Here is a 25,094-nt window from a genome sequence, read left to right on the forward strand (position 1 = left end):
CTACCTATACCTTCTGACCTCCAGCGGCCACCAACTTGGGCGCCTGTCGTCGGCCGTATCTGCCTGCTCCAGCAGCTTTTGCACGGGCTTCGGCTTCTTCCTTCTTGCCGCTGCTCTCCCCCTTCTTGGGGTGGCAGTACTGGGCCGCCGTCTTGGCAGCCTCCAGACGGAGCTTGTCGGCAACCGCGTTGTCGTTCATCACCGTCAGCAGGAACTCCAGGGGCGACTGATCGCCATTCGTGGCAATCGTCAGGTCATCCTCTGGGTCTCGCTCCTTCTTTGGCCGGCCAGCGCCCGGACGAGCGCCGCCGCTGCGTCCTTTGACACCAGCCATTTGATTTCCTTTTGAATAGGGGGCATTTTTTGCGCGTGAGAGAAACGGGGCGTTTCCAGCCCTTCGCCCCTTGGACTTTCACCCCGCCCCTCCCCTCTAGACCAGCCTAGGAGGCGCGATCATCTCTGGGTTGATGGGTGAGCTACCATCTCGGTTTGCGCAGCTCCTGGGCGCTCTTTTCCCTGTGGTGCTCCTGGCACAGCAACCGAAGGTTCGACAGGTCGTCAGTTCCGCCGTGCATCAAGGCAATCTCGTGGTCTACCTCATTGGAGAGGCTGACCCGGCCACATACTGCGCAGGCTCCTTGGTCACGGGTGAAGACTTGCTTGCGAATCTCCATCCATGCCCGGCCGCGAGTGCGCGCCTTCTGGACTGGAGTCTGCGTCTTGAGGGTTGCCAGTCTGCTACTGGTGTGAGCCTGTAGCCTGAGCTTGAGTGTCTTCAATCCCATGTTGCTAGCCTTGTCGCTACAGCTTGGTATCTCAACAGCTCGCGGTCGAACATCACGACCCAAGCAGCGCGCATAGTTCCCACTGGGCGCCGGAACAGCCATCGGCGTGCTGTCAGGACGAAGGCGCCGAATCGAGCCGCCAACACCTTGCGTTCATGCAGATACTGCTGTTCGGTCATGGCTCTCTCCTATCGGGTCGCAGGGGCTAGGCTCCAAGTGTGTAGGTCGCGTGTGCGGAGAGCCTGCCCTGCGGTAATTGGTTACTTGAGGATGGTCACTTTCATGGCATTGCCGCCCTCTGTGACACTGGTGAGCGTGGCGTTCAGCAGCCGAAGCAGGTCAAGAACCTCAGCCTTCCACAGTTCATCGTGCGCATGCTGGCTTGCCTTGAGGCTCTGGATCAGGGCCTTGTTGTCGGCCGAGGGGATGATGCGCTCGCCTGCATGGATGGCGCTCCCTCGACACAAGTCAGCAATTGCCCCAAGGTTACTCGCCCATGCTTCAGCGCTACCCTTGTGCTGGGCATGCGGGAATGGAAGGATAGGCTCAACCGCAGGCCCACCCAGCTCAGGACACAGCCAGAGGGCTATCTTTCGTCTTAGGCTCATGGGCGCCTCCCGTAGCAATGGAACAAGCATGGCTTGATACCGCCACCATAGATAGGGTGGATTGAATCAAAGTGGATCGTCTCCCGGTCTACCTTGCCCTTGTGGTTCAGTCGCAGAGGAAGCTTGGCCACCACGACTGAGCCCGTTCCAGTGTTGACCAAGAGCGGCATTTCAAACTTTTCGTTACGGTCCACGTCATAAACCGCTGCTCGGTCAACGTTAGCTGGGCTGTAGATCATGGCTTGCTCCAAAAGAAAAGCCAGCACTGGGCTGGCCTTGGTATTCGTACCCCATCAGACAACCCTCATGGGCTGGGGTTGCTGTTCGCTTCTTCAAGCACTGGGAAGCTCTCAGTAGGAGATGCCGCACCTTCATACCGCTCGGGTGCGGGCCGCGCTTGCTGCAGCTGACATATGGAGCATCTAGTGGGAGTCGAACCCAGCTCTGCGCAGCTTGGAAGGCTGGCGACACAACCCGTGTGCTTAGATGCAGAAATGACAAGGGCCACGCCCTACTACAGGGAATGGCCCTCGATACCTGCTCACCACATGGGCGGCAGGCTGGGTGTTGGTGCCGAGGCCCTTCCCCTCGGACTGGTTGTTGGGACTTACACCCACTTGTGGCGGAGGGAGTCGAACCCTCAACTTCCGAGCTACTGCACGGCGCTCTGCCTGTTGAGCTACACCATCACAACTGCTGACTGGCCGGAATCTCTTGCACTTCCTCCGGGCCTGGGGCAGAGGTCCACGTCTTAGGTGTTCGCAATCAGCATGTGTAATGGCCCTAGAAGCGGAAACGCTCCGCCATCTAAGGCCTTGCCGAGCCACAACAGCCCGGCAAGTGATTCATGGTTGAGGGCCAACAACTACCGTTGCCAGCGTGGTGAATAAAACAACCTCTCAACGCTGCCGAGAATACCAGAATTTCACTGGGTGCGCAACAATTTATTCATGTTGTTGCTGTGTGTCCGCTTGCAGTCCATGACGTGGTCTATCAACAGCTGAGCATCCTTGCTGCTGGGCTCGCGAGCCAGCATGGTTCCCTTGCACTTGGAGCAGGTGTAGGTCTTGGCTTCCTTGACCTTGAGGCCGGTTCCATTGCAAGGCTTGCACTTCTGGTCGATCAGCCAGGCCATGGCCTCAGTGGCGGAATCGTGGGGCGATGCCACCTTCTTGGCCGTGGCTTCGTGGACCAGCTCAGCATGCATGCGCTCAATGTCCGACCGGCTGGGCTTGGTGATGATCCGCAGGTAGTGGGATGCAACACTGGCCTTGCTCATGCCGCTTGCCTTGATCAGGTCCACCTGGCCGATCTTGTGGGCTTCGTCCGAAAGGTCGCTGGAATGCATTGCTGCTGTGTAACGCTCTGCTGTGATGCTCATGGTCTACCTTTCAGTTCTTTCGTCTTTGCTCTGTATTCGTCTCGGATGGCGTCTACTTCTTCTGCGGTCAAGTGGCGGGAATCGTTGTCCGACTCAAGCGCCTCCACATACTCCACGCCATAGCGCTCAATCAGTCCGGCCCTGTACGCAATCGCGTTGCCATGCAGGTGGGTATTACAGGGCTGGCATTGCTTATGGATGTTTCGAGGGTCAAGGGCTAAGTTGCTCGCAGCACCCCGGCTGCGGTAGTGCCCTGCATGCCATTGGCCTTGATGGAAGCGACCACAAGAGATGCAGGGAAGGTCAGCGTCGCGCAGGCGCACATAAGCGTTTACTTGCACCTGAGCGCGGGCCTTTCTCTGCGAAAGAGTCAGTGACTTCTCTTTCCTCCGTTTCATCTCAGCGCGCTCCACCTTGGCAGCGGCCAGGGCCTCCTTAGCCTTCTTTCGTTCAATGCGCGCAGCTTCTTCGACGGCAAATTCGTCTATGCAGCCTGGGTGCAGCAGGCGCTGCCCGGGCTCCAGCTTCTGTTTGCAGTGCTTGCAGCGGGTACGACGGAAGGTCATCGGCCCTCCAGGTCGTAGAACGTCACCCCGAGCTCGGTAGAGGCATATGCCTCCACCTTGGTGCAGAACTCGCTGAACTCGGCCGTGGTCAGCTTGGTGGAGCTCTTGCCGATCAACTCCCCATTGGGAAGCTCATCCACGCCGATGAACATGCGCTTGAACATCTCGTGCCAAGTCTCGGCGCTGAACTGCTTACCGTTGACCACTGCCTGAGCGGCAACTTGGGCGAGAACGCCCTGCCCCCAATACCGACGGTTCTGCGGCTGGGTGCGCTTGCGGCGGGTGACGGTCAGCACCCAGCGGCCACCGCCCTGCAGCACATTGGCCAGGAACGGGAACAACTGGCCCTTGAGGGCCAACTTGGCCTGCATGGGGTTGTGGAGTTCGAATTCGAGGCGCTCAGTCATACCTTGACCCTCGACATGCCGCGCTGCTCATTGTTCAACACCTGATCAAAGAGGACTACTGCGCGGGCTCGGCCACTGACCGCTAGCTGCCGACGGCGCATGACCTTGCTGTAGCGGTAGTCTTGGAAGACCGTATAGGGAGCGGAACTCGAATACAGCGCCATGAACAAAAGCGCGTTGTGGCGCCACTGTGAAGCAACGTACTTCCATGCGTTTTCGGCATCAGTCACGGCCAGCTCCCATGTCGATAACGGGCAGGTCCAGCAGGCCGTTTGTAGGCTCGCCCTTGGCCTCTGCCAGGAACTGGCGGTAGTGCGCCGCCTTATCTGCGTCGTCGGAGGCGCCCTCCTTCTTGCCGGCGCGCATCGAGTACTTGATGATGTTGCCCTTGAGGAAGCCGATGTACTCCTCCTTGGTCAGCACCTCACGCATAACCTCAATGGGCTGGATTGGCATGCTCTTGTAGTGGTCTCCGCCGATTTGGGTGTCTAGTGCGCTCATACGGCCTCCGGCTTTTCGTTCATTTCCATCCATTCAGCAACTTCGGACGGATAGACCCACATTGGGTCAACACTGATGCGGTCCATCTTTGTTGATGCAATCCGATGGGAGGCGAACGCTTGCAACCACTCCAGCGACTCTTGCGGGTTGGGAGACGTAAAGCGATACATGCCATCCACTGAAACACACCAGAGGCGTACCTTTTCGCCCTCTTTCAACGCGCGAAGGCGTGCCTCAACTTGCTCGGCGCAAAAGCTAAGTTGGTCCATGCTCAGATTGGCTACAAATTCTTTGATGCTCATCCCCTCACCCCTTCCTGTTGAGCCAGGCATCCCTGGCGTTGATCACATTTACCGGTGCAGCCTGGTGGCTGTTGCATGTTTGGTGTGGTGGCAGGAACCGCCACGATGGGCCAAACTCGCATGGCGCCATGTGGTGCTTTGCCATCGGTGTTACTTGGCCGGTCGAGTCCTTTAGCTGCCAGTGTTTGCAGGTTGCACATGTCATTCCTCTTCCATCAACTTGCGGCACAGAGCAGCAACGACTTGCTTCAAGCGATCCTTAGGAACATCAGGAAAATCCTTCTGCAAGTCCTCCCAAAGCTTCGTGGCACGTCGATAGCCCCCGTCTCGCATCATCCGGAACGCGTGCATCGTGATCTCGAGTTCCAACAATTCACGATCGCTCATCCCCACACCTCCGCAAACTTGCTGATGAAAGCCTCACTCAGGCTGACCTGCACACCCTGGCGCCCTTTGTCCTGGTAGCTGCAGTTCCAATCTGGGCATCCCTCTGCCTTGCTGTTGACCTTCACTATTGCCCCGCTTGGGAGCGTGTAGAACTGGTTCTTTTGGATCATTGGGGCTCCTGCAATTGGTTGTCGCCCACTGCCTCGCGGGCAAATCGAACGGTTGTTGGGTTCAGCTTCTCGCCGGCACGAACGCGGTTCAGGATCGTGTGGGCCCATGCCTTGTCTGCGCGGGGCTCAAGGCGCTTGAGCATTGGCGCAAGACGCTTGAGCTGCTCGGCAACCACGACAGGCGATGCGGCCGGCGCTGGCAGTTGCTTGTCCTCAGCGCGGGGGCTCTTGCGTGCCAGATCGCGGAACTGGAAGACGGTTGGCGGCTTGGCAGGGTCCAGATGGGTCAGCGCGTGAGCAATGCCCTCGGGAAAGCGCTCAAACCCAGCCAGCTCGTGCGCCCAATCGGACTTCACGGCGTTCAGGTCGATGCCTTCCCAGCGGCCCAGGAAGTCCCGACCGTAGGCCAGGGTCAGTTTCGTGAAGATCTTGTCGATCCATGCTGCCGGCAAGCTCATGCTCCACCTCCAATTCGTTTCTGTGGCTGCTCAATGCGCCGAGCCGCGACCTCAATGGCTTGGTTCTTGAAAAAATCGGTGGGCGAAGCTTCTGGAGCTTGCCGGGCAATGGACGGTACGACCTCTTGGGCTCGCTCGCGCATGGAGCGCTGGTAGCCGGTTTCGCCGCTGCGCTGCGGCGCGCCAGGGGCTGGGGTCGAGCGGCCAAAACGGGTGGCATTGCGCAACCAGGTGCGGAAAGCCGCTTGCCAGTCGATGAAGGTCGAGCCCTTCGCGGCGTGGTGGTCCTCAAATGCGGCTTGTTGGTCGCCCAGGTTCAGGCCCATCTCGCGGGCCATTGCCTCTGCCGTTTCGTTTGGCATGAAGTCGGCAGGCAGGACAGTCGAGCGGTTAGCCTTTGGCTTTTTGGCGCTCGCGCCATCAATGACGGTTACTTGATGGTTCTCTGATGGTTCTTGACGGTTATTTGCGGGTGCAATGGGTTGCACCCTTTCATGCGTCAGATTGCACCCTTTAGTGTTGTCACTTGCACCCTTTGTGTCGTCAGTTGCACCCTTTTTAAACGGTGCAATTTCTGCACCCTTTATCCAAATGGGAGAAATGCGGTACTCAGAGGTCATGCTGCGACCACCATTACCCGCGCCAACCAAGATCAGCCAGCCAGTCTCTTGCATGCGGCGAAGCTGATACTGAACGGTGCGCTCAGACTGGCGAGTCTTCTCAGCCAAGGCCTTGATGCTTGGGTAGACCTTGGTGCCATCGTCGCTTGCGTGATCAGCCAGGGCCAGCGCGAGCAGCATTTCGCCGCCACCGTTGGGGTAGCGGTCAAATACTGCCGTCATGAGCTTGATGCTCATACAGCCTCCCACACGCGATATCCATTGCGCAGCAGGTCTTCGCCTTCAAACTGCACAACTTGCACTTGGCCGCGTGCCTGCAGCTCAGGCAGACGGCGGCAGACTTGCTCTACCGACATGCCTGTGACCCTGGCCATCTCACCGGCCGTCAGGGTCTTCTCATCGTCAAGCGCGGCCAGGATGCGGGTGTAGTGCTTGCCGGCAAACAGAGCCGCGTGCTCTGCTGCGATGACGCTGGTAATTGGGTCGCTTGCTCGGGCGTTGTTCATCGCAGGGCTCCTTTCAGAATTCGTTGGGTCTTGAGGGTTGATGCCTGGGCCTGAGCCCCGCTTTCGATGTAGTAGCCGTGGTAGCGAGGGTTGCGGTCTACCGTCTTGAGGATTCGGGGCTTGGTGAGCCGGGATGCGATGGATTTGGCTGGGCGGGTGAAGGCGTTCATTTCTTGCCCCCTTTGATGGAAGCCAGCACTGGCCCACCACTCCACTTGCCGTTGCGCCCTACTGGACGATGTCCAAGGTGGTCGCGAACCATTGCAATGGCGTGTTCGTGGCTTGAGGTGTCAGCCTCGAACTGGGTCAACTTGCCGTCCACACGAAGAAAGACGGCGAGCTTTGATCCGCTGGCGGCATTGCCACCGATGTGGTTTTGGTGCTTGGTCATGGCTTGATCACTCCCCGGGCTTGGTTGTCAGCAGCGTGCTTGCTCATCACCACCTTCTCCAGCTCTTGCAGCGCCTCACGCGCATCGCCGATTTCCTTCAAAGCACGGTCCAGGTCGTTGTCCGAGAAGAAGTTGTCAGCGTTGCCGTCCAGGGTGGCGGACACCACATGCGACATCTCCAAGGTCACGGCCGATAGCGAGCGGCTGATGCAGCCGGGGGAGGTCATTTCCCGCACTGGCAGGCGGATGAAGCCGCCACCGTCAGATGCCACGGCATTGACGTAGCCGTAGCAGTGGGGCGAGTTCTCAGCAATGCAGATGTCCGAGATCAGGCTGGCAGTCTCTTGGCCCAGCTTGAACTTGGGGTCGCCAGACAGTTCCTTGCGCAGCGTTTCGCTGGTCTTGCCAACACGCGGCGCCAGGCTCTCGTAGCCGCCGGGATAGGCCTTGGCCATTTGACGAAGTGCATCGATGGGGGTCATATCCGGTTCCTAAAAAGTGGATGTTGTTTCGGGGGCACCGTTTTCAGATACTGAGAACATGAAAACGACGACTACAAAATTTCTAGAGAGAGGTGCCTGCCCTGCCTTGAGCTATGCTGGTAGTTGCGACACATCCAGTAACCAGAGCCTCAAGGAGGGCAGACATGAAAGATCCGAACAAGCTGCTAGTGGCAGCGAAGGTTCACGAAATTGCGACAGAGAAGCGAAACACTGCTCGACGGATTGCCACACAAACGATGGAAGGCAATGGCTTGAAATTCAAAGAAGCCCAGTGGAATCACCACAACCCGATCAGCAACTTTGTGCCGGAAGCACTAGCAGACCTGGAGGCCATCGGGTCGCTTCTCTGGCCCTCTCACCCTCCAGAAACTCCCTAGCCATCTGCTTGTCTTGCTCGCTTGTGGATGGAGAGTTAAGAATCCAGCGGGCTCCAACTCGGGAAGAAGCGCGCCGTGCAATCACAGCCTTGCGATCCACAAGGCGCTGCTTCAACTGCTTGACGGCCTCAGGAACGGGGCCGTTGAATCGGTATGCCTTAGCCATGGGCCACCTCCTTGCGCTTGGGGGATGCCATGCCACGATCAGCGATACTGACCGCCTTAAACAAAAGTTCGGGGGTTGGCATGGGTTGGTGGGAACGTTGGAAAGAAAAGCATTGGGACGAGAAGCCAATACCAAGGGACAGAATCTCAGTGCGTGCGCACGGGCACTTTCCGCCACTTCGCAGAGCTGCACGATGGATAGCCAAGCACTGGCGCGAACAGCCGCTTGCGCTGCTGGGCGTAGTCGCTGGGTTGATTGCAGCGGTCGCCGGTTTGCTGGGTGGTATAGCCGCGATCATTCAGGCGCTCCGTTGATGATTTGCGCCTTCAGGCTGGCGTCAAGTACAACGAACTCAACGCCAGTTGCTGCGGCAGCCAAATACTCTTTGAGTTGCTCAAACTGCTTCTGGCTCAATGGAGCTGCTGGAGTGATAAGAATGGTTGACCCAACTGGAGCCTTGAGCACCCCTGCGTCAACACTGACCTTGCACTTGTTCAAGCGATCCAGAACATCAGTCAATCGCACAAAAAGGCACATCAACGCGCAAGCCTGCATGAAGCAAGTCACCGCAATTGAAAACATCCACCAGTTAGACATTCGCAGCTCCCTTCTGCTTGGGGGATTGGGGTTTGGCCAGCTCCGTCTCGGCCAGCATCTCTTCCAGAGTGACTTCTCCACCAGTGAAGTCGCGGACCTGCCGCATTAGCTTTGGTGGAACACCGCTTCGCCACTGGGAAATAGCCCCTGGCGTGCGTTCAAAGTGCTGAGCAATTGCGGTAACGCGTCCTTTGCCAGCGCTGATCCAAGTAGAGAAGTTCATGTCCACCAGTTTAATTTGTCCTAAACCAATGGTCAAGAGATTTATGAACGAGCTTGCCGAAAATTTAGAAAATGCTTAACGTCTCACGCATGAGCAAAGACAGTCAGCGCCGCGCAGAGTTCGTGGCATATTTCAACAAGGCGTACGGTGGGGATCGTCAGCGGTTCCTGTCTGAGTCAGGGATCAGCAAGGGTCGAGCGACGCAGTACTTCGATGAGTCGGAAGCTTTCGGGGAGCGAGCGGCAGCATCATTGGAGAAGCGCTTAGACCTTGAGCCTGGAACGATCTTCAAATCCCTCAGGGCTACCAATGGAGCCACCGGAAACGTCAACAATAAAATGGGGATACCGGTGGTGGGAACAGCACAGCTTGGAGACGATGGGTACTTTTACGATCTGTCATACCCTGTGGGGCATGGCGACGGATATTTGAACTGGCCCACAAGGGATGCCAACGCTTATGCCGTACGCTGCAAGGGTGAGAGCATGAAGCCTCGTATCCGCCACAATGAATTTGCCGTTCTGGAACCCAACCACCCATATGCACCGGGCGACGAGGTACTTGTGAAGGATCAACTGGGTCGGGTGATGATCAAGCAACTTGCTTACATCAGAGATGGGATGGTGCATCTTGACTCTGTGAACGAGACGTTCCAGCGGATCAGTATTGAAGAGTCGGAAATCGTTGCCATTCACTTTGTAGCCGGAATTGCAAAATCGGCGCTATGGCGAGAAGCAGTCTAAGAACGAATGGAGAGACAATGACATCAAATGATCCGTGGGCAAAAGCTCTTGCTGAAGCTGAAAGCGGGCAAGGCAGAGAACCTGGTTTATGGGCAAGGTGTTTTGCTGAGGCTGATGGAGACAACGGAAAAGCTAAGGCTGCATATGTAAAACAGCGCGTAATGGAGATGGAAGGCCAAGAATCGACTTCATTCCAAAGAAGGGAGGTCGGCTACTGCCCAAGCTGCAACTACGAGTTGAGCATGTCCGCTGATGCATGCCCGAATTGCAAAGCTTTGTTTGGGGATGATGCATGGAAGCCAACCCGTACCCCACAAGGGCACCCAGGCAACAACAAATTCACGCAAAGTTCGGAGCCTGCCGCCGAAAAATCGTCTGGGACCTGGAAATGGGTAGTTGGAGTTCCTGTTGCTCTAGTAGTGGCTTTTTTGGGCTTTGGGGCTGTGGTTGGAGGCAGTCCTGAAGCGAAAGCACGGGCCGCCGACAGGGATGCCATTGCCTATTGCAAGCAGCAACAAGAGAAGCGATCCCTCGATGCCACCACCGCACGCTTGACCGCTAGGGTGTGCGAGGAAATGGAGTCCGCCTATAAAGAAAAGTGGCGACGAAATCCATAGCACTTGAATCAGCCACACACCCGCAGTAGCGGGTTTTTTTACGCCCAGGAGACTATATTTTCCTAAACTTATTCAGATTTACCTTGACGATTGGTTTAGGTGTTGTTAAACTTCTTCCATCGCAGCAACGAACGCGAAACGACCGAAGGGGTAGCGTACGACCCCTGAACCGACTCGATGCAAGAGGAAGGTCTAGCTCCAGTGGAGCGCAGCTAGTTGCACAACGCGATGGGTGTGAAGTGATCGAGCTAACTCCCCTTCTTTAACAAGCGAATGCAGTCAGCAAAGGCATGAAAAAAGCCCCTTTCGGGGCTTGGTTAGAAGCGGTGGGCAATTCCTGCCTGCTTCATGATGGTGTTGGCCATGTGCCTTGATGGCATGTTGAGAGAGACGGTCTGGTTGCGCTGGCCGTTGGACCAAATCTCATGGGAGCCGGCGCCTTGCCTAAGTAGCGTATAGCCATGGGCCTTGAGCACATCCCGCACCAACGGGTAGTACCCATTCATGCATGCACGCAGTTGTTGTCGATCCCCAGGTCAGGCTGAGCATGGATCTTGTGAGTGTTCAGCTCCAAGTCCAGAAGATCGTTAGCGGACGAGAGCGCAGCAGCGCGCAACTCGTCCATGTTGTTACCCGACACAACGAGGCCATCTATGTCCGGGCTATCAGCCCAGAGAGTTTTGGACTCTTCATCAAAGTGCACCAGAACGCGAAAACGGATTGGAGCCCCGGTTCTAGCGACAGTTTTCCACAAGGGCCAGCCTACACGGTAGCCGTTGAACATGCGCTTACTCCTTTTAATTGGTCTGCAAATATAGCAGATCTCTATTTCGAGTACGAAAGCTCGGGATAGTTGCAGCAACGTAAAGCAACCCTAGAGACATCCTACAGCCTTTGCTGACTGCATTCAACACGGGATGAATAGGCGTATCCGTAGGACGACGCCCTGCCCCTGTGATCTGTCGGCAGAAGCAAAAGACAGCCTAAACGTCGAGAGGCGGAAGCCAGAACCAAAAACTGGCAAGGGATGGCCCAGCTGGGCTAGATCAAAACAAGCATCACTCGCGCCCTGAGCGGTTAATCAGGAAAGCTGGACAGATGCCAGCAGCAGCACACGCCCGCAGTAGTGACGCGGGTTGTACATAGCCAAGGACGTGCTGCCGGGCCCTTCGCGAGAGGGGCAAAACCAAAGCGCTGCAGATGAGGGCTTTGGTTTTCTAAGGAGAAGCAATGCTAGATCACGGAGTACTGAATGTCCCGCTGTCCAAGCGCGGGAACATCGACAGCCAGATTGACCGCTACAAGCGTGAGCAGGCAATCGCGAAGCGCAACGAACTCGACGCTCGGAAGGCTGAATTCGACGCCAAAAAGACCGAGGCGTTGGCCCTGATTGCCGAGCTATCCGACGACCGCGCCAAGGAGCTAATGGCGAAGCACAAGCTGACCCGCAAGGAGCTTGACGAGGTACTCAAGTCCGTCGCCCGAACGAAACCCGATGCATTCCTGCTGCGCGGCATCTAACCGCCGGCGCTCCCCTCTGGGCGACATCAGAGGGAAAAACAAAGCCCTCCCATCGGAGGGTTTCGTTTTTTCAACAGGAGATGAGATGCACTATTTCGAAGCAACAGAACTTGCGGCCCGAATTGTTGGGGTGGATCCCGAAGCCCCTGAGTTCGACGAGGATGAAGTCGAAGAGAAGATTTACGACAAGTTTGAGGTCAGCATGGAGAGCTTCCAAAAGATCGCGGAGGCCTTACTGAAATTCACACCTCCCGTTCAGACGGCGATCACTGAAACCTGGGTACAGGGGTACATACACGACCAGTGCTTTATCACGAAGCAGGCCGTAGCCCCCTAACCCCCAAGCGCCCTACTCAGGGCGTTTTCAATTTATGCGCACAGGCGCGGAAGGATGATGATGGATCCAGATTCTTTGCCAAACGGCGGCCCCGCCTTTCCCTGCGACCCCTTCATTGCCAGCAAGCCGGGCCATGAATCGGTGGCCAAGCGACTCGCTGAGGGGATGACTCTGCGCGACTACTTCGCCTCGGCGGCCGTGCAGGGCATGTATGCCAACCCGGAACGCAAAGGAACCTGCGTCGATGCCGCTGAGCGAGCCTACGAAGTCGCCGACGCGATGCTCCGAGCCAGGGCAACCTCATAAGCACCCCAAGAGCATCATTTCAGATGATTTGATGCGTTGGGTACTCCTCGAAAGAGGGCCATCATTTGGGCGGCGGCGTGGAAGGACACGCGGGAGGCCATCCCATAGCAGCACGCGGCCAGCAGGCCAATGGCACGCGTGAAGCCCCAAGCCAGGGGCGCACAGCCGGAATCAAGCCCGGTCCGTCCAAATGATGGATTTATTCATAGATGTAGCCAACCCTGGCCAATCTATTCACAAACACCGCGTCATTAGCTCAACTGGATAGAGCAGCTGAATTCTAGTCAGTAGGTTGAGGGTTCAAATCCTTCATGACGCACCACAAACACACTCCAGCACTACCACGCTGGATTTGCCGCCTTCGGGCGGTTTTTTATTGGAGCAACCATGAGTGACTTGTCCAACATGAGGCGCCTAGCTCGCGGGCAGGCCGCTTGGGATGCAATGGATCCGGACTACGACGATCCGCCCGTTTCCATGGCCGTACACATGGAGCTGGTCGACAAGTTCTTCAAGGTGCGCGACCAACTGGCCCAGTTGCTTGAAGAGGCCCGCGACCTGGCTGAAACAGCTAACCGCACCCGCTGCTGTATGGGCGACAGGATGCTGCGCCTTTGCAACGAGATAGAGGGGATTGAAGATGACGAGTGAGAACCCTAAAGCACCCGTGTACTACATGGATGTGTATGACAACCTTGTAAGCGCGCCGAGAGAGCTTGTGCCAATGCACGGCGTGTCTCTGACCAATACGCCAGTCGCTTTCGATAACGCGCGCTTGCTGATGGATGCGCTCAACACACGCCACCGGTGCGGCCTGAGCCCTCGGGAGCTGCTGGAGTGGTATCGGAATCTTCAAACCGCGATCTCCGACTACCTAGAGCGCCAGGACGACCTCGACAACATGGAACATCACGGCATCAATGTAGAGCCGCACGACACGCTCATGCGCCGCCGCAACCATGCGAGGGATGACCTGGATGCCGCTCTCGCCAAACACAAGGAGGTGTGAATGTTCATCTACAAGCTAGGCTCTGTTGTGAGCCTCCCCTTCCCATCTCGCCAAGCCGCAACTGATGCGGCTTTTTCTTTGTTCTCTGGTCCCGTTGGCGGGCTTGTGGTGAGGCCAGCATGACCACCACCCCCATGCTGACCATGCCAACCCGAGCACTGTGCCCCGAGCGAGGCCAGAAGAAGAGCCGCTACGTGCCGGCCGTTGCAACCGATGTGGCAAAGACGTTCGAGAAATTCCGCCGGCTGCAATCAATTCACCTCAGGAAAGACAACAAGCCGTGAACCTTCTGCATCACGCATTCCTCTGGAGCGCCATAACGGCGCTTTCTTTTTTTGCGGCCGCTGTTCGTGCGGGCGCGATTGTTTAAGGGTGACCAATGAAAGAAGAGAACACCGACCTCATCGCGTTGCCGCCCAGCGAGACGGCAATGCAGGTCTACAGCACTCCCATGGGCCTGGATCCGTTCCTGGCCCAAATCAAAGCCGAGCTGGACGCCTTTGTGCCTGATGTGACCACCAAGAAGGGCCGCGACGCGATTGCCTCCATCGCCTACAAGGTGGCGAAGGGAAAGACCGCGCTGGACAACATCGGCAAGGATCTAGTAGCCGAGTTGAAGGATGTGCCAAAGAAGATCGACGCCGAACGCAAGCGAATGCGCGATCTGCTTGATCTCTGGAAAGACGAAGTGCGCGCCCCACTGACCGCCTGGGAGGAGGCCGAGGAAGCCCGAAAGCAGGAACACCAAAGCTGCATCAACCGCATCCAATTCTTTGGTCAGGGCTTCGAGGGTGTTGACGCTGAGACGCTCAAGCAGCGCCTCTCAGAGCTGGAAGCCATTGCAATCGGCGATCACTTAGAAGAGTTCGAGGCGGAGGCTCACCGGGCGAAAGCAAAGGCGCTGGAGGCTTTGAATGCCGCCATAGCCGCCAGGGAGAAGCACGAAGCCGAGCAGGCCGAACTCGCACGCCTCCGCGCCGAAGCAGCCGCCCGTGAGCAAAAGGAGCGTGAAGAACGCATTGCCCGCGAAGCAGCAGAGCGCGCCCAGCGAGAAGCCGAGGCCAAGGCCCAGGCCGAGCGAGAAGCTGTAATTCGCCGCGAGCAAGAAACGAAGGCTGCAGCGGAACGCCGCGAGCTGGAATTGACGCTGGCCGCCGAGCGTGCAGAGCGTGAGAAAGCCGAGGCTGTACAGCGCGAGCAGCAGGCCAAGGCCGATGCTGAGCGCCGGGCCGCCGCCGCTGTTGAAGAAGAGCAGCGCCGCGTAGCGGCCCAAGCGGCAGTCGAAGCTGCGGAGGCCAAGCGCCGGGAGCGCGACAAGGCGCACAAGGCCGCCATTAACCGTTCCGCCCTGGAAGCCTTCGTGCAAGGTGGCATGACCGAAGAATGCGCCAAGCTGGCTGTCACCCTGATTGCCAAGAAATCCATCCCGGCAGTTTCGATTGCCTACTGAAAGTAAGCCATGAACGCTGTAGTTGAAGTTGAAACAGTCAGCATGGTTCCCGCCCGAAGCGCGAACCCTACTGCCGAAGTCGTTGCACACGCGAAAACTGTGCAGCAGGTTATGCAGGCGGTGATGAAGCCGAATGTGCACTACGGGGCCATCCCCGGCGCTGGAGAAAAGCCCACCTTGCTCAAGTCCGGCGCCGAGGTGCTGTGCATGACTTTCCGCATCGCGGACAAGTATGAAGTGACGGACTTGTCATCCAACGGCGTGATCCGCTACCGCGTGAACTGCGTTGGCGAGCACCAAACCACAGGTATTCCGCTGGGCTCTGGGCTGGGCGAGTGCTCTACCGATGAGGAGAAATACCGGTGGCGCAAGGCAGTATGCAAGGAAGAGTTCGATATCACCCCTGAAACGCATCGCCGCTTGAAGTTCGGACGCAAACAAGGTGGGCACTACACCGTGCAGCAGGTGCGTACCGAGCCGGCCGACCTCGCAAACACAGTCCTCAAGATGGCCTGCAAACGGGCGAAGATCGCGATGGTGTTGAACGTCACAGCGGCATCTGACATGTTCAGCCAAGACCTGGAAGACTTAGATGCTGAGCTGGTCAAGCACCTTGCAGAGGATGAGCGGCAGACGCAAATCCAGATGATCCGGGATGAGTGGATTGCCAAGGTCGCCGCTGCCAAGACCCGCGATGAAGTCGGCGCGATCATGAAGGAAGGTGTCAAAGTCTTCCAGTCCAGCCGGGATAAAGACGGCTACTCAGTATTCGCCACCGCAGTCCAAAAGCGAGGCGCGGAGCTAAAGGAGTCTGAAAATGCGTGAAATCCTCATCCGGTGCTCAAGCCTGGGCAAGATCATGACCGAGCCCAAGACTAAGGCTGAGGGCATTCTGTCGGCCGGGGCCAAGACGTACATCCGCGAACTGGCCCAACAGGAGATTTTCGGGATTGACTTCGAATTCTCCAGCAAAGAAACCGAAAAGGGCCTGGAGGTCGAAAACGAGTCTATCGCCCTCCTGAACCGTGTACGAGGTCTAGCGCTTACCAAGAACAGCGAGCGTCGCAGCAATGGCCTGATTACTGGCGAATGCGATCTTTACGACGCTGAGCGCAAACGAGGACACGACCTCAAATCATCGTGGTCCGCCAAGACGTTTCCCGGCTGGGTAAAGGACTGCGAAGACCGCATCTACGAATGGCAGATGCGCGGCTACATGATGCTGTGGGACGCTGACGAATGGGAGGTCAACTATGCACTGGTGGACACCCCGGAGCGCTTGATTGGCTACGAGCCTCTGCAAATGCACATCGTGAACCACATTGCGGAGCACCACCGGCTGACATCCTGGGTACTTGAGCGTGATTTTGCAAAGGAGCGCGCCATCAAGGAAAAGGTGGAAGCGGCGCGCGACTACTACTGCGAAGCCATCAAGGAATTTGACCAAACGCACGTTGTAGCGCGAGAGCTGGAACCTGCTTAACCAACACCTGCCGCGTCGGGCGGCGGGTATTTTTGAAAGGCCTATATGGCATCCGTCAACAAAGTCATCATCGTCGGCAACCTCGGCCGCGACCCTGAAATCCGCACGTTTCCCTCGGGCGACCAGGTAGCCAACGTCACCATCGCCACCACTGACCGCTGGCGAGACAAGAACAGCGGCGAGAACAAGGAAGCCACCGAGTGGCACCGCGTCGTGTTCAATGGCCGTCTGGCTGAAATCACTGGCCAGTACCTGCGCAAGGGCAGCCAGGTCTATGTAGAAGGCAGCCTGCGCACCCGCAAGTGGACCGACTAGGCCAGCGGCCAGGAGCGATATGCCACCGAGATTCGTGCTGACAGCATGCAGATGCTGGGCCAGCGCGGCGAATCGGGGCAAAGCGGCGACGAGGGCTACGGACAGCAGGAGCGCCAAGCAGCACCTGCCCCGGCACCGCGCCAGGCCCAGCGCCCCGCTCCACCACAACGGCAGCAGTTCGAGCATGACGGCAAGAACTCACCAAACGAAGGCCGTCCACGCGCTCCTGGCGGCTTTGACGACATGGGCGACGATATTCCTTTCGCCGACCCCATGCGCCGCAGCCTCCGTCTGTATTCAGTGATCTAACCCAGGACCGCCCAAGAGTCGGCTTTTCTATGAAGAAACAATTCACCAAAGAGATGGAGAAGCAGCTCATCAAGATGCGCAAGATGGGCTGGACTGCTCAGAAGGTGGCAGATGCGCTTGGAATCGCCAAGTCCACGGCTGCCGGCCGCATGGCGCTGCTTCCCAAGCCTTGCGGGCGGGACAAGCTGGACGAGCAGATCACTCGCAGCTCGATCGTGTTCAAGCCTCAGGCGAAGATCGTCATGCCGGCGGGAGTCAAGATCCAGCGCCCAAACAGCGTGATTCACGACAAAGCGCCGATCTGCAACGCCACAGTGTTTGGCAAGTACGAAGGCACCGAGTTGGCATACCGGAGATAGCCATGGAAGTGATGATGAACCGAGAGCAGCGCCGGGCTGCCAGGCGTGCAAAGCCTCCGCGCCGTGGTGCTGGGCACATCCAGATGCCGATCACCATGCGATTTAGCGCTCAGGACGAGACGCAGATGATGCTGATCCCCACCCAATCGGCAGACAAGTTTCTCGCCGGCACTGCCGAAGAAGCTGATTGGCACACGGTCATGATGCGAATCAACTGGGCGCGGCTCTTGAATGAAGCGCACTTTGATGAGGGTGTGCAGGAGTTTGAAGCGGCCAGGATGGTGATGCGCGCCGTGAAGATTGAAGGCTTGGCTGGCGGGGTTTGGACTATGACCGCCGAGCAGCACGACACGGTGAACACCGCCCTGGTTCTTGCCAACCAGATGCAGACGCAATGCACTCGCCGGGAGCTGCAAGCCTCTCTCAAAGCCATGCTGGGCGCCAACGCCTACAACAAGCGCACCGACGCCATAAAGGACAAGCTCGACGCCGGCCAACTTCCTGGCTAACCACCGCCCCCAGTGGGCCCCTATTCACAGCCCGCCCTGAGCAATCGAGGCGGCCTCTTCTCATTCACCTCATGGCTGCCTACTACAACGAGATTGACAAGTTTGCTGCGCAGACGCTGCGCAATCTCATCGCTGCGGGCCACATCGCCCCAGGTGATGTGGACGAAAGGAGTATCGAAGATGTTCACCCCGATGACCTCAAGCCCTACACCCAGTGCCACTTCTTCGCAGGCGTTGGTGTTTGGTCCTACGCCCTCCGCGCCGCTGGCTGGCGAGATGACCGATCTGTTTGGACCGGTTCCTGTCCTTGCCAACCTTTCAGCCAGGCAGGCCAAGGCTCTGCGTTTGATGACGAGCGGCACTTGTGGCCAGCCTTCCACCACCTCATCCGCGAGCGCCGTCCTGCAGCAATCTATGGAGAGCAGGTTGCGAGCAAAGATGCAGACCCTTGGCTCGACCTTGTACACACTGACATGGAAGCCCTGGGTTATGCCTTCGGGGCGGTTGCGTTCCCGTCTGCGGGCGTCGGTGCGCCGCACATCCGCGACCGAACCTATTGGCTGGCCTACTCCTCGGGCGAACGACGGGACGGGCGACAAGATTCCACCAGGCCGCGAGGGTGGCTTAGCTTTGAAGCAAGCCGTGCTGTTGGCCAGCTGGCCTACGCCTCAGGCGCGCGATCACAAGGGCGCGAATTTACCGGGCAACGATCTGTCGCACAACTCCAGACCCCTGAACGAGGTGGCGCGGCTTGCGGGCTGGCCGACACCGCAGACCAGCGACAGCACGGGCGGCGGTCAAGCCAAGCGAGCGGTGGGGGAAACGCGGCACGGCTCCAACCTGAACGACTTCGCAATGCTGGCGGGATGGACAACGCCGAGCGCCTCGGACTCGACCAGATCGGGAACGGGGATCACGAAGGGAATGACGGGCAGCTCCCTGGCCCAGCAATGCAAGGAAGCACAGGGCCCGGCCCGGTTAACGGCCTCTGGCGAGCTGCTGATTGGCTCCTGTGCCGGGATGGAAAGTGGCGGCCAGTTGAACCCTGCACATTCCCGCTGGCTCATGGGGCTGCCGCCCGAGTGGGACGCCTGCGCGCTTACGGAAATGCCATCAATGCGCAAGCCGCGCAAACCTTCATCGAAGCAGCAATGAGCTGCATCCCATAGATTCCTAGCCCGCCCTGAGCGGGCATTTCCATTTCTGGAGCCCAACATGGCTGAAAACAACTCTTCCGCTCCCCTCAAGACTGCCGAGGGGGCTTATCCAGCGCTGCCCGCGCCTGACACTCATTGCCACGACGAGGACACAGGCCGGGACGTTTGGAGCTACAGCGCCGAGCAAATGCGTGCCTACGCGGCCCAGGCAGTTGCAGCACAGGCAGCGCCCGCAGCAGTGGCTGTGCGTGATGAGCGCGAGGCTTTTGAGCAAGCGTTCATCGCTGAGAAGCTGCGCGTGATGGGTCTTGACGAAGACGGCCCGGCTGTGAAGGCGATACGCATGTGCCATCTGGTGCGTTATGGCAATGGCGACTACCCGTCACTTGAGGCCTATTTTGCTTGGTTTGCATGGCAGGCCCGCGCCGCCCTTGCCGCCACCCCAGCACATCCAGCTACCGAGGATTCCTCGGCAGGTGACCTGGCAGAGGCGCAGGCCGAGCCGGTGGCGTTCACACTTGATGACAGCGAATTGGAAGACCTGGCACACGCAGCCAACCAAGAGGCGCTTTCCTTTGGCGTGTCGCTCGATCCGTTCCTGCGGCTGGCAAAAACTGTCCGCGCAAAGTGCACAGCACCCCAGGCCCAGCCCGCTGATGCGCTGGATGCCAACATGTTCTGGAACAACGATGACTCCGAAGAACAGTACAGCAGCATCGAAGAATTCCTTGAAGACGAAATTAACCAAGGGAACTTGAATGTTGGCGATGTGCGAACACTTCAACGCGGATTCAGACTGCCAAACATCGCAGTTCGCGTGACTTCGATAGATGCCAACGAAAGCGAAGCCGAGTATGAAGTCATCGACGCCGCCATGGCTGCAGCCCAGGAAGGCGGCAATGCCGCAAAGGAGGCGTGATGCGCGAGTTCATGCCAATCCTCAGAAATCCCGATTTTCGTCTGCCTTGGTCAATGATCGCGCCACATGAAAAGCAGGCTCAGGCGAACCACGGGGGTCAAACATTGGAGCGACTCGCAGAGCGCGGCGGCCTATCGTTCTGCGAGGCAGCGGCAATCATGGAGGATCGCCGCTGGTCGCGAATTGTTTGGAACGATGGGCAGCAACATAAGGGCGACCCCGCGCGAGTGTATTTGGAAAAGCTGATCGCCCAGCACGCCCAACAGAGGGAGGGCCAGCCCGCCCAGGCCCAACCACAGAAGGACAGCAACCAATGAATGAGTATCTGATCGCCCATGTGGGCCACACACAAAGGCTCGATGAGCATATTTGCTGGTGGAGGCCTAAGAGCCTCGGGTACACGATTTGCGTGGACAAGGCTGGCCGATATTCTGCGCAGGAGGCGATAAGCATTTGCGCGGAAACGACATGCATAGCTGTTCCCGTGGAGGCAGCAAAGGGCTTGGCACGTACAACGCCCTACTACCGACTGCCAAACGGCACGCTCGGAAAGCTCTACGACGGTGGCCCACACAGCCCGGTAGAGAACCGGCCCAAAGAATGGGCCGCCATCAAGGAGCATGCGCTCTTGATCGGCAAATACGCAAAGCCAACCCCAATGGCGGCATCCAAACAGCGCGCCATCTATGTGGACGCCTCGATGGCAGCCCAGGCCGAGCCCGCCCCCAAGGAAGCACCATGACCGACAAGACAGAAGCACAGCCCGAAGCGCTGCGGCTGGCAGGCTATCTGGAGCGAGTGCACGTACCGCAGCATCCAGAATCAAACGGGATACAGAAAGCAGCCGCCGAACTGCGCCGCCAGCACACCGAGATTCAGCAGCTCAAGGCCGAAGCACAGGCATTGGCCGAGCTGCTTTCCGATTCGCTGGCTCCTGAAAGCAAAGACTGGCAGGCTGGAAGCATCCTAGATCGAGTGCAATTCTTGCTCACAATGAGAGAAGCCAGCCAGCAGTACTGCGCTGAACTTGAGGCCCAGCTATCAGCGCGGCAGGCTGCGCCGGACGGGCAATGGAAGTGCGGCAACGAGTATTTGCCATACCACCCTGACGCCTCGCACGTTGATCCGGCCTATCGCGACGGCTGGAATGACTGCTATCGGGCCGCCCCTCCCCCACCTGAGCAGGAGCCGAAGTGCTGGTGTGAAACCTGCCGGCCCAACACGCTGTCCGACATGCGCTTTATCGTGTGTTCCGATTGCGGCAACAAGCGCTGCCCCAAAGCAACCCACCACGACAACGCCTGCACCAACAGCAACGCGCCAGGGCAGCCTGGTTCGAGTTGGGGGCATGTGAAACCTCATGGAGCCACCAATGACAACCCCTGACCCAAGCCGTGAGGCGTTTGAGAGGTGGGCGCACGAATATTGTCTTTCCTCCGAGCCCAACTACAGCAAATTCACAGAAGCAGATTGTCGAGCCGCACATGATGCTGGCTGGCAAGCAGCCATGGCCCACAAGAGCGCAGAGCTTCAACAAGCTCACGAAGCTCGGCGCCAAGCCCAGGCGGAGCTGGCCGACATGCAGGAGAAACGCAACCGCATCGGCCTGGACATCGACCGGGCGCTGCGCGGGGAAGTCAATGAGCAGTCGCCAATCGCTGGCCGGCTCAAGCTGATCGCCCAAAAGGCTGGGCAATGGAAACCCTGGCCAATGGGGTGACAAACGAGCACCCTTCACCGAACAAGACGAACCCGAGCCCCGCCAATGAGCGGGGTTCTTTTTTGGAGAACTGATATGAAATTGAAAACCCTTGCCCTGGCTGCCATCGCTTTCGTGGTGGCCGGCTGCAGCAGTGATGCCGACCTGGCTAGCCAGAACCTCTCAAAGGCTGCAGACAATTTCGATGTGCATCGCCGCATCGTGTTCTACAACGGCATCACGAACGACTATGTGCTGACGATTCAAGGACGCTGCAGCAAGGGTAACAATGACACCCGGACGATGCTCACGATCACATGCAAGGTCGGTCCGTCAGAGTACAAAAAACACTATCTCGGCCTGTCTGACAACGTGACCTACTTTATCGAGCAGATGGAGCCTATGCCCGTTGGCGTTAACAAGTACGTGGTCAACTTCAAACCGACGGCTATTCTCCCCGATGTGCAGATGCGCTAACCACCAGTACAGCCCCAGAGATGGGGCGTTTTTAATGGAGGAATGGATATGGCCGAATTTCTGACAAGTCAGGAGCGGCGCGAGTTAACTGGCTTTGCATGGAGAGGAAAGCAGGCCGATTGGCTCCGATCCAAAGGACTGCCATTCAAAACAGATGGCTCAAGATTGATTGTGCTACGCACCCATGTTCACCAATGGCTGGCCGGGAAGAAATTTTCAGGCGGCGGAGGCGTGAATCTTGGCGCTATTAAATAAGGAGGTGCTATGCCCAAACTTGTGAAGTACCCAAGGTTGCGCACACACACGCGCAAAAACAAGAATGGGCGAGTGCGTGTCTACTATTTCTTCAATATGCAATCCGAGGGCGGGAAAGATATTCCCCTAGGCTCAGACTATGACATCGCGCTGAAAAAGTGGAAGGATCTGACGGAAACCGGTGAGCTTAAAACTGGATTGATAGGGCAGGCGATGGCCAGGTGGAAGCTGGAAGAGTTGCCGCAATATGAGAGCAAGGAGACAGTTCGCGGCTACACCAAAAGCCTGAAGCAACTGGAGCCAGTCTTTGGCGATGCGCAATGGGAAGATGTTGACTTGCCTACCCTCCGGCGCTACCTGGACCTCAGGACAGCGAAGACTCAAGGCAACCGGGAAATGTCCCTGCTCTCTATTGTGTGGCACAAGGCGCTTCTGTGGGGGATGACCAAATTACCCTGGCCAGCGGAAGGCGTGAGAAATTGGAAAAACGAGGAGAACGCTCGGGAGTTTGAAGTAACACCGGAGCTTTTCAATGCCGTTTACAGGATGGGCGATCAGACGCTAAAGGACTGCATGGACATAGCTTCAGCAACCGCATTGCGACTAACGGATGCGCGAAATATCCGCTTGCCAGTGAACGGCATCTTGCATCACAAAACCAGCAAAACAGGAAAGCGCCTGGAGTTTGTGGTCGCTGATTCTCCGGTCTTGGCTGCCATCGTAGAAAGACGAATGTCCAGCCCGTCATCCTGTGTGATGCTGCTTTCAACCCCATCAGGTGCTGCTGTGACGTGGCGAATGCTGAGGGATCGGTGGGATGCTGCTAGAGAAGCAGCAGCATACCGGGCTGAAAAAACAAACAACCCCGCGCTGGCGGCGTTGATCCGGAAGATGTATCTGCGGGATATGCGGAGCTTCGCCAGCGACCTCGCCGGAAGCGTTGATGACGCATCCAGACTACTTCAGCACAGCAGCAAGCGCATAACGGAACGCCACTACCGCACCAAGCCAGAGCGCCTAAAAACTGTCCGATAAGCGTTCCACATAAACCACTGGCATACAGCTAGAAAGCGCTAGTTTTTATGGAACGCATACGCCCGCCAAGCCGCATGGATACTGGAAACGATAGGGGACTCAAAATCCCCCGCCGCAAGGCGTGCCGGTTCGATTCCGGCCCCGGGCACCACACTCAAAGCCGTTAAGTTTAAACAACTTAGCGGCTTTTTCTTTGTCTTGAGTGGCGTGCTTCATGGCTAGGCGTTCGCGGTTGAATCCGATTGCGTTTGTTTAAAAACTATAGCAGCCGACATTCTAACCAGAGGGCAAGCCCCTTGTTACGTTGGTGTTGGCGTGCTGGTCAAGCGCCTGATTTGCGCATGGATGCACATCACCACTGCCACTCCGCTTTCGCCCCCCGCCACATTGCAGCGATGACTGCCGGTGCACCCAGCAGCCACCCCATACGGCGATGTGCAGCCGTTGAGATCGACTAACCGCCCTCTCCAGCGCGGACAAAGTCTGCTGCCTCTTTGGCAATTTCCCGGACTGCGCTTTCCCGAACAGCCTCAAAGCGAACCATATTGTTCCTGGAGCAGAACTCTTGGACCGCCGGAGGAACGGCGTCGAGCGAGCCTTCCCCACCGAATACATTGCGGTAGCGGAGGTTGCTGCATTCGACCTTCTCAGCACTTCTCTTACCTGCAATCACCTTAGACTTCTTGGACTGGCTATCGCGAACGTTCATGCCCCAGTTCAAGTCGTATTTGGTGGTGGTGTAGTCGAACAGAACACTGGCGTTCCTGGGGATAAAAAGCAGGGTAGCGAAATCCAGTTGCGAGACCGTCTGCGTCCGAACGGCAGGAGCACCCTCACGCTCGCTGAAACGCAGTCGGGAAAGAGTGAGGGTTCGCGTGGCTTCGTCGTCAATACTGATCCACTCATTGGACATGGGCAGCTCAGTGACCAGCTCATCCACAAAAGGGTCATCGCTTTCAGGCATGACGCGCAGCTTGGTTTCACGTCGCTGCATCTCGGCGACGATAGTCTCTGAAAACTCGTCCTTGCCATAGGCGGTGAGCTGCTCCCTGCTTAGCGACGGCGATTGGAAGTGCTTAACCACCAAGGTACGCAGTTCGGCATCCTTGGTGTCGGCATAAGCGCCCATCACGGTGTTCAGCGCTGAGCTGCCCTTGTCTTCTGCCGACAGCTTTGAAGCCTGTATGCGCAATTGAGGCAGCAGCATTTGCGCTTTCTCCCGGCTCTCGGCTTTTACAGAGCGGTAGACGCCCACATAGTCCGCAAAGGCTTTCAGCTTGCCATCCAGTGCATTCTGGAATTCAGCATTTTTTGCCTGGGCAACCAGCTCCGGCAGCTTGGGATAGGCGCGCATTACCCGATCGCTGACATCTTTTTGGAGCACGATGTTGCTGGCAATCCGGCGCCCCAGCTCAGCAAAAAGCCCTCACAAGGAGGGTCGGGTCAATGTTTGCAGGGCGCAGGCTGCGTCTTTCTCCGTGATTGGGAGCTTGTCCCTCCCAAGTCCTGAGCCAGGAAGTCCACATTGCGATTTGTTACCACGGGGCGAGGCTCTGGTCTCGACCCAGGGTGAGGTACTGCGTGACAAGCTACCGCCACTCTGCATGCGTGCAACGGACCGCCACGGGAACATTTGGTCACGTTGA

Annotated in this window: 46 protein-coding genes, 4 tRNA genes and 2 pseudogenes; 27 read left to right on the plus strand and 25 right to left on the minus strand. The window is 57.7% G+C overall.

Translation table 11 applies throughout. The annotated features are described in order from the left end of the window. Window positions 1-4: 4 nt before the first annotated feature. The 20 genes from LPW39_RS03980 to LPW39_RS04070 form a co-directional block, all read right to left on the minus strand. On the minus strand, window positions 5-334 hold the full coding sequence (locus LPW39_RS03980) for a hypothetical protein (RefSeq protein WP_230771519.1): 330 nt from the start codon (window positions 332-334) through the stop codon (window positions 5-7). Window positions 335-476: 142 nt separating this feature from the next. After that, window positions 477-785, minus strand: coding sequence for an HNH endonuclease (locus LPW39_RS23560; protein ID WP_407928783.1), 309 nt, complete (start codon window positions 783-785; stop codon window positions 477-479). Beyond that, window positions 776-964: a hypothetical protein gene (locus LPW39_RS03985; protein WP_230771521.1), complete on the minus strand. Its 189-nt coding sequence runs from the start codon at window positions 962-964 to the stop codon at window positions 776-778. The genes LPW39_RS23560 and LPW39_RS03985 overlap by 10 nt, the downstream gene beginning before the upstream one ends. Before the next feature lie 81 nt (window positions 965-1,045). Further along, window positions 1,046-1,393, minus strand: coding sequence for a hypothetical protein (locus tag LPW39_RS03990; RefSeq protein WP_230771523.1), 348 nt, complete (start codon window positions 1,391-1,393; stop codon window positions 1,046-1,048). Between the two features lie 414 nt (window positions 1,394-1,807). Then, window positions 1,808-1,883 (minus strand) — tRNA-Gly (locus LPW39_RS03995). 127 nt (window positions 1,884-2,010) lie between these two features. After that, window positions 2,011-2,083: transfer RNA gene (locus LPW39_RS04000), tRNA-OTHER, on the minus strand. A gap of 235 nt (window positions 2,084-2,318) precedes the next feature. Next, complete coding sequence (locus LPW39_RS04005; RefSeq protein ID WP_230771525.1) at window positions 2,319-2,774, minus strand: zinc finger-like domain-containing protein; 456 nt, start codon at window positions 2,772-2,774, stop codon at window positions 2,319-2,321. Beyond that, window positions 2,771-3,340 (minus strand): recombination protein NinG, encoded by a 570-nt coding sequence (locus LPW39_RS04010; protein ID WP_230771526.1) that lies wholly within the window; start codon window positions 3,338-3,340, stop codon window positions 2,771-2,773. The genes LPW39_RS04005 and LPW39_RS04010 overlap by 4 nt, the downstream gene beginning before the upstream one ends. Beyond that, entirely contained in the window at window positions 3,337-3,747 is a 411-nt protein-coding gene (locus LPW39_RS04015) for a recombination protein NinB (protein WP_230771527.1), read from the minus strand. Before LPW39_RS04015 ends, LPW39_RS04010 begins: the two co-directional genes overlap by 4 nt. Next, window positions 3,744-3,977 (minus strand): hypothetical protein, encoded by a 234-nt coding sequence (locus LPW39_RS04020; RefSeq protein WP_230771529.1) that lies wholly within the window; start codon window positions 3,975-3,977, stop codon window positions 3,744-3,746. Before LPW39_RS04020 ends, LPW39_RS04015 begins: the two co-directional genes overlap by 4 nt. After that, complete coding sequence (locus LPW39_RS04025) at window positions 3,970-4,248, minus strand: DUF3310 domain-containing protein (protein WP_133858401.1); 279 nt, start codon at window positions 4,246-4,248, stop codon at window positions 3,970-3,972. Before LPW39_RS04025 ends, LPW39_RS04020 begins: the two co-directional genes overlap by 8 nt. Beyond that, a complete protein-coding gene (locus LPW39_RS04030; protein ID WP_230771530.1) occupies window positions 4,245-4,550 on the minus strand; it encodes a hypothetical protein in 306 nt (101 codons plus the stop codon). Before LPW39_RS04030 ends, LPW39_RS04025 begins: the two co-directional genes overlap by 4 nt. Window positions 4,551-4,751: 201 nt before the next feature. Then, entirely contained in the window at window positions 4,752-4,937 is a 186-nt protein-coding gene (locus LPW39_RS04035; RefSeq protein WP_230771531.1) for a hypothetical protein, read from the minus strand. Next, on the minus strand, window positions 4,934-5,107 hold the full coding sequence (locus LPW39_RS04040) for a hypothetical protein (protein WP_166656503.1): 174 nt from the start codon (window positions 5,105-5,107) through the stop codon (window positions 4,934-4,936). The genes LPW39_RS04035 and LPW39_RS04040 overlap by 4 nt, the downstream gene beginning before the upstream one ends. After that, window positions 5,104-5,565 (minus strand): hypothetical protein, encoded by a 462-nt coding sequence (locus LPW39_RS04045; protein ID WP_230771532.1) that lies wholly within the window; start codon window positions 5,563-5,565, stop codon window positions 5,104-5,106. The genes LPW39_RS04040 and LPW39_RS04045 overlap by 4 nt, the downstream gene beginning before the upstream one ends. Further along, window positions 5,562-6,422: a helix-turn-helix domain-containing protein gene (locus tag LPW39_RS04050; RefSeq protein ID WP_230771534.1), complete on the minus strand. Its 861-nt coding sequence runs from the start codon at window positions 6,420-6,422 to the stop codon at window positions 5,562-5,564. Before LPW39_RS04050 ends, LPW39_RS04045 begins: the two co-directional genes overlap by 4 nt. Then, the gene (locus LPW39_RS04055) at window positions 6,419-6,691 is read right to left on the minus strand and encodes a hypothetical protein (RefSeq protein ID WP_230771535.1); all 273 of its coding nucleotides are present in this window, start codon (window positions 6,689-6,691) and stop codon (window positions 6,419-6,421) included. The genes LPW39_RS04050 and LPW39_RS04055 overlap by 4 nt, the downstream gene beginning before the upstream one ends. Continuing rightward, the gene (locus LPW39_RS04060; RefSeq protein WP_230771537.1) at window positions 6,688-6,861 is read right to left on the minus strand and encodes a hypothetical protein; all 174 of its coding nucleotides are present in this window, start codon (window positions 6,859-6,861) and stop codon (window positions 6,688-6,690) included. Before LPW39_RS04060 ends, LPW39_RS04055 begins: the two co-directional genes overlap by 4 nt. Next, complete coding sequence (locus LPW39_RS04065; protein WP_230771539.1) at window positions 6,858-7,082, minus strand: hypothetical protein; 225 nt, start codon at window positions 7,080-7,082, stop codon at window positions 6,858-6,860. Before LPW39_RS04065 ends, LPW39_RS04060 begins: the two co-directional genes overlap by 4 nt. Further along, window positions 7,079-7,564, minus strand: coding sequence for a phage regulatory CII family protein (locus LPW39_RS04070; RefSeq protein WP_230771541.1), 486 nt, complete (start codon window positions 7,562-7,564; stop codon window positions 7,079-7,081). Before LPW39_RS04070 ends, LPW39_RS04065 begins: the two co-directional genes overlap by 4 nt. Before the next feature lie 164 nt (window positions 7,565-7,728). Here LPW39_RS04070 and LPW39_RS04075 point away from each other — a divergent pair, with 164 nt between their 5' ends. Next, window positions 7,729-7,962 carry a hypothetical protein gene (locus LPW39_RS04075; RefSeq protein ID WP_230771543.1) on the plus strand — a complete coding sequence of 78 codons (234 nt, stop codon included), beginning with the start codon at window positions 7,729-7,731 and terminating at the stop codon, window positions 7,960-7,962. A gap of 460 nt (window positions 7,963-8,422) precedes the next feature. Here LPW39_RS04075 and LPW39_RS04080 read toward each other — a convergent pair whose 3' ends face one another. Together LPW39_RS04080 and LPW39_RS04085 are read right to left on the minus strand one after the other, a co-directional pair. Then, window positions 8,423-8,725, minus strand: a complete 303-nt coding sequence (locus LPW39_RS04080) for a hypothetical protein (protein ID WP_230771545.1) — start codon at window positions 8,723-8,725, stop codon at window positions 8,423-8,425. Beyond that, window positions 8,718-8,948: a helix-turn-helix domain-containing protein gene (locus LPW39_RS04085; RefSeq protein ID WP_230771547.1), complete on the minus strand. Its 231-nt coding sequence runs from the start codon at window positions 8,946-8,948 to the stop codon at window positions 8,718-8,720. The genes LPW39_RS04080 and LPW39_RS04085 overlap by 8 nt, the downstream gene beginning before the upstream one ends. A gap of 89 nt (window positions 8,949-9,037) precedes the next feature. Between LPW39_RS04085 and LPW39_RS04090 the strand changes: the two genes are divergently transcribed. Further along, complete coding sequence (locus LPW39_RS04090) at window positions 9,038-9,691, plus strand: S24 family peptidase (RefSeq protein ID WP_230771549.1); 654 nt, start codon at window positions 9,038-9,040, stop codon at window positions 9,689-9,691. A gap of 17 nt (window positions 9,692-9,708) precedes the next feature. Continuing rightward, entirely contained in the window at window positions 9,709-10,308 is a 600-nt protein-coding gene (locus LPW39_RS04095) for a hypothetical protein (protein WP_230771551.1), read from the plus strand. A gap of 317 nt (window positions 10,309-10,625) precedes the next feature. Here the strand turns inward: LPW39_RS04095 and LPW39_RS04100 are convergent, their stop codons facing one another. Both LPW39_RS04100 and LPW39_RS04105 read right to left on the minus strand, forming a co-directional pair. Further along, window positions 10,626-10,814, minus strand: a complete 189-nt coding sequence (locus LPW39_RS04100; RefSeq protein ID WP_230771553.1) for a type II toxin-antitoxin system HicA family toxin — start codon at window positions 10,812-10,814, stop codon at window positions 10,626-10,628. Then, a complete protein-coding gene (locus tag LPW39_RS04105) occupies window positions 10,811-11,092 on the minus strand; it encodes a hypothetical protein (RefSeq protein WP_230771554.1) in 282 nt (93 codons plus the stop codon). Before LPW39_RS04105 ends, LPW39_RS04100 begins: the two co-directional genes overlap by 4 nt. A 446-nt stretch (window positions 11,093-11,538) precedes the next feature. Here LPW39_RS04105 and LPW39_RS04110 point away from each other — a divergent pair, with 446 nt between their 5' ends. The 24 genes and pseudogenes from LPW39_RS04110 (at window position 11,539) to LPW39_RS04230 (ending at window position 23,599) form a co-directional block, all read left to right on the plus strand. Further along, complete coding sequence (locus tag LPW39_RS04110) at window positions 11,539-11,829, plus strand: hypothetical protein (protein WP_230771557.1); 291 nt, start codon at window positions 11,539-11,541, stop codon at window positions 11,827-11,829. Window positions 11,830-11,914: 85 nt separating this feature from the next. Then, on the plus strand, window positions 11,915-12,166 hold the full coding sequence (locus tag LPW39_RS04115; protein WP_230771559.1) for a hypothetical protein: 252 nt from the start codon (window positions 11,915-11,917) through the stop codon (window positions 12,164-12,166). A gap of 54 nt (window positions 12,167-12,220) precedes the next feature. Further along, window positions 12,221-12,472 carry a hypothetical protein gene (locus LPW39_RS04120; protein WP_230771561.1) on the plus strand — a complete coding sequence of 84 codons (252 nt, stop codon included), beginning with the start codon at window positions 12,221-12,223 and terminating at the stop codon, window positions 12,470-12,472. Window positions 12,473-12,717: 245 nt separating this feature from the next. Beyond that, a tRNA-Arg gene (locus LPW39_RS04125) sits at window positions 12,718-12,794 on the plus strand. A gap of 65 nt (window positions 12,795-12,859) precedes the next feature. After that, window positions 12,860-13,123 carry a hypothetical protein gene (locus LPW39_RS04130; protein WP_230771562.1) on the plus strand — a complete coding sequence of 88 codons (264 nt, stop codon included), beginning with the start codon at window positions 12,860-12,862 and terminating at the stop codon, window positions 13,121-13,123. Next, on the plus strand, window positions 13,113-13,481 hold the full coding sequence (locus LPW39_RS04135; RefSeq protein WP_230771564.1) for a hypothetical protein: 369 nt from the start codon (window positions 13,113-13,115) through the stop codon (window positions 13,479-13,481). Before LPW39_RS04130 ends, LPW39_RS04135 begins: the two co-directional genes overlap by 11 nt. A gap of 119 nt (window positions 13,482-13,600) precedes the next feature. Further along, on the plus strand, window positions 13,601-13,765 hold the full coding sequence (locus tag LPW39_RS04140) for a hypothetical protein (RefSeq protein WP_230771565.1): 165 nt from the start codon (window positions 13,601-13,603) through the stop codon (window positions 13,763-13,765). Window positions 13,766-13,860: 95 nt separating this feature from the next. After that, window positions 13,861-14,931 (plus strand): hypothetical protein, encoded by a 1,071-nt coding sequence (locus tag LPW39_RS04145; protein ID WP_230771568.1) that lies wholly within the window; start codon window positions 13,861-13,863, stop codon window positions 14,929-14,931. Between the two features lie 9 nt (window positions 14,932-14,940). Then, complete coding sequence (locus tag LPW39_RS04150) at window positions 14,941-15,756, plus strand: hypothetical protein (protein WP_230771570.1); 816 nt, start codon at window positions 14,941-14,943, stop codon at window positions 15,754-15,756. Beyond that, the gene (locus LPW39_RS04155; RefSeq protein WP_230771574.1) at window positions 15,749-16,414 is read left to right on the plus strand and encodes a hypothetical protein; all 666 of its coding nucleotides are present in this window, start codon (window positions 15,749-15,751) and stop codon (window positions 16,412-16,414) included. The genes LPW39_RS04150 and LPW39_RS04155 overlap by 8 nt, the downstream gene beginning before the upstream one ends. Before the next feature lie 45 nt (window positions 16,415-16,459). Further along, window positions 16,460-17,038: pseudogene (gene ssb, locus LPW39_RS23565) on the plus strand (single-stranded DNA-binding protein). A 29-nt stretch (window positions 17,039-17,067) separates the two neighbouring features. Then, window positions 17,068-17,397, plus strand: a complete 330-nt coding sequence (locus LPW39_RS04170) for a hypothetical protein (RefSeq protein ID WP_230771578.1) — start codon at window positions 17,068-17,070, stop codon at window positions 17,395-17,397. Window positions 17,398-17,399: 2 nt separating this feature from the next. Further along, window positions 17,400-17,906 (plus strand): hypothetical protein, encoded by a 507-nt coding sequence (locus LPW39_RS04175; protein ID WP_230771579.1) that lies wholly within the window; start codon window positions 17,400-17,402, stop codon window positions 17,904-17,906. Window positions 17,907-17,977: 71 nt separating this feature from the next. Then, window positions 17,978-18,427 (plus strand): annotated as a pseudogene (locus LPW39_RS04180) (DNA cytosine methyltransferase); the annotation flags it as partial. Window positions 18,428-18,536: 109 nt separating this feature from the next. Further along, window positions 18,537-19,061 carry a hypothetical protein gene (locus LPW39_RS04185; protein WP_230772903.1) on the plus strand — a complete coding sequence of 175 codons (525 nt, stop codon included), beginning with the start codon at window positions 18,537-18,539 and terminating at the stop codon, window positions 19,059-19,061. Between the two features lie 60 nt (window positions 19,062-19,121). Beyond that, entirely contained in the window at window positions 19,122-19,982 is an 861-nt protein-coding gene (locus tag LPW39_RS04190) for a hypothetical protein (protein ID WP_230771581.1), read from the plus strand. Then, the gene (locus LPW39_RS04195; RefSeq protein ID WP_230771582.1) at window positions 19,982-20,299 is read left to right on the plus strand and encodes a hypothetical protein; all 318 of its coding nucleotides are present in this window, start codon (window positions 19,982-19,984) and stop codon (window positions 20,297-20,299) included. The genes LPW39_RS04190 and LPW39_RS04195 overlap by 1 nt, the downstream gene beginning before the upstream one ends. A 185-nt stretch (window positions 20,300-20,484) precedes the next feature. After that, window positions 20,485-20,724 (plus strand): hypothetical protein, encoded by a 240-nt coding sequence (locus LPW39_RS04200; RefSeq protein WP_230771585.1) that lies wholly within the window; start codon window positions 20,485-20,487, stop codon window positions 20,722-20,724. Then, complete coding sequence (locus tag LPW39_RS04205) at window positions 20,721-21,368, plus strand: hypothetical protein (RefSeq protein WP_230771586.1); 648 nt, start codon at window positions 20,721-20,723, stop codon at window positions 21,366-21,368. Before LPW39_RS04200 ends, LPW39_RS04205 begins: the two co-directional genes overlap by 4 nt. Further along, window positions 21,355-21,702 carry a hypothetical protein gene (locus tag LPW39_RS04210; RefSeq protein ID WP_230771588.1) on the plus strand — a complete coding sequence of 116 codons (348 nt, stop codon included), beginning with the start codon at window positions 21,355-21,357 and terminating at the stop codon, window positions 21,700-21,702. The genes LPW39_RS04205 and LPW39_RS04210 overlap by 14 nt, the downstream gene beginning before the upstream one ends. Before the next feature lie 75 nt (window positions 21,703-21,777). After that, on the plus strand, window positions 21,778-22,158 hold the full coding sequence (locus tag LPW39_RS04215) for a beta-sandwich lipoprotein (protein WP_230771589.1): 381 nt from the start codon (window positions 21,778-21,780) through the stop codon (window positions 22,156-22,158). Window positions 22,159-22,206: 48 nt separating this feature from the next. After that, complete coding sequence (locus LPW39_RS04220; protein WP_230771590.1) at window positions 22,207-22,413, plus strand: DUF4224 domain-containing protein; 207 nt, start codon at window positions 22,207-22,209, stop codon at window positions 22,411-22,413. Window positions 22,414-22,422: 9 nt separating this feature from the next. Continuing rightward, window positions 22,423-23,448, plus strand: coding sequence for a site-specific integrase (locus LPW39_RS04225; protein ID WP_230771592.1), 1,026 nt, complete (start codon window positions 22,423-22,425; stop codon window positions 23,446-23,448). 72 nt (window positions 23,449-23,520) lie between these two features. Beyond that, window positions 23,521-23,599, plus strand: a tRNA-OTHER gene (locus LPW39_RS04230). 303 nt (window positions 23,600-23,902) lie between these two features. Here the strand turns inward: LPW39_RS04230 and LPW39_RS04235 are convergent. After that, window positions 23,903-24,832 carry a hypothetical protein gene (locus LPW39_RS04235; protein WP_230771594.1) on the minus strand — a complete coding sequence of 310 codons (930 nt, stop codon included), beginning with the start codon at window positions 24,830-24,832 and terminating at the stop codon, window positions 23,903-23,905. Window positions 24,833-25,094: the final 262 nt, after the last annotated feature.

The organism is Comamonas koreensis (assembly GCF_021026195.1).
GTDB classification, from domain to species: domain Bacteria; phylum Pseudomonadota; class Gammaproteobacteria; order Burkholderiales; family Burkholderiaceae_C; genus Comamonas; species Comamonas koreensis.